Here is a 1,099-nt window from a genome sequence, read left to right as displayed (position 1 = left end):
GGGCGGCTTATCACCCCCCGGGCGGCGCCGCGGGGGGGCGGGGGCTTTGTGCGGGCCTACCCCGCCCCCCGCCTCGGGGGTGCTGCTGTACAAACTGACGAACGTACTGGGGCCGGACACGGTCTGCGGTGGCGCCGCGACGGCGGACGAGGTGCACACCGCGTTGGGGCCCGGGCGGATCAGCGAGGAGAAGAGCGACGGCTGGTCGCCCGGCGCCTACGACCGGACCGCTGCCTGCCGGGTGACGGTCTCGTACGGGCTGTTCGGCCCGACCGGCCGGTCCGCGGTGCTCGCCCTCGCGCTCCCCCAGGACGAGGTCACGCCGCCGACAGCACCGGACGCCCGGCTGTTCGCCGGTGGCTCCACCGGCGCCGTGCTGGATTCCCGCGCCTGGGCGCTGCTCCCGGACGGCTGTCCCCAGGCCATGCGGGCCGAGGTCCGACTGCTCGGGTCGGACCACACGGTCGGCGGCCGCGCCGCTGGGATGGCGGCGCTGGCCGTGGCGTTCGCCAACACCGCCGCCGAGAGCAAGGGGTGCGGTGGCGGGCTCCCCGCCCCGTCCGGCCTGTCCGCCGCGGCGACCCCGCAACCGGCCGACCTCGGCAACGTCTGCGGCCTGCCCGGCATGGCGCCGGCCCGGGACCCACAGGCCGGCGAGAGGTACCGGCAGACGGTGACCGCCGGCTTCGCCCCGGTCTGGTCCTGTGCGATCTCCTCCCCGAGCGGCCTGAACACTCAGGCCTCCTTCACGATCACCACCGACCCCCGGGTCAGCGCGCTGGACCCGCAGGACGCGCGTACGGAGGCCTACGGGCGCGCCCGGTGGATCGGGTCCTCGGGCGAGAACGTGGTCGCCACGTGCCAGGGCAAGTCCACCTACTTCCACCTGGACCGGAAGTACAGCCCCGGGGTGGCCGGCAGCGGGCTCTTCCCCGACACCGCCGACCTCTGGCGGCAGTTCCTCGTCGCCGGCGGCAAGGCGGTCGGCTGCGAGCCGATCATCCCGTAGCCCGTCCGCGGCCGGGCGGGCCCGGGGGGCCGGGGGGGGACCCCGGGCGGGCGGGGGCCCCCCCCCCCCGCGCGCCCCCCCGCCCCCCCC

Annotated in this window: 1 protein-coding gene; it reads left to right on the top strand. The window is 77.3% G+C overall.

Annotated elements, in window-relative coordinates:
• The first annotated feature begins 79 nt into the window (after positions 1-79).
• Positions 80-1,009 carry a hypothetical protein gene (locus ACFWA9_RS32115; protein ID WP_380391845.1) on the top strand — a complete coding sequence of 310 codons (930 nt, stop codon included), beginning with the start codon at positions 80-82 and terminating at the stop codon, positions 1,007-1,009.
• The last annotated feature ends 90 nt before the right edge of the window (positions 1,010-1,099 follow it).

This window comes from Kitasatospora sp. NPDC059973 (genome assembly GCF_042737525.1).
Classification (GTDB): Bacteria; Actinomycetota; Actinomycetes; order Streptomycetales; family Streptomycetaceae; genus Kitasatospora.
Note: the sequence above shows the minus strand (reverse complement) of the source record. Positions and strands in the feature narration are given on the sequence as shown.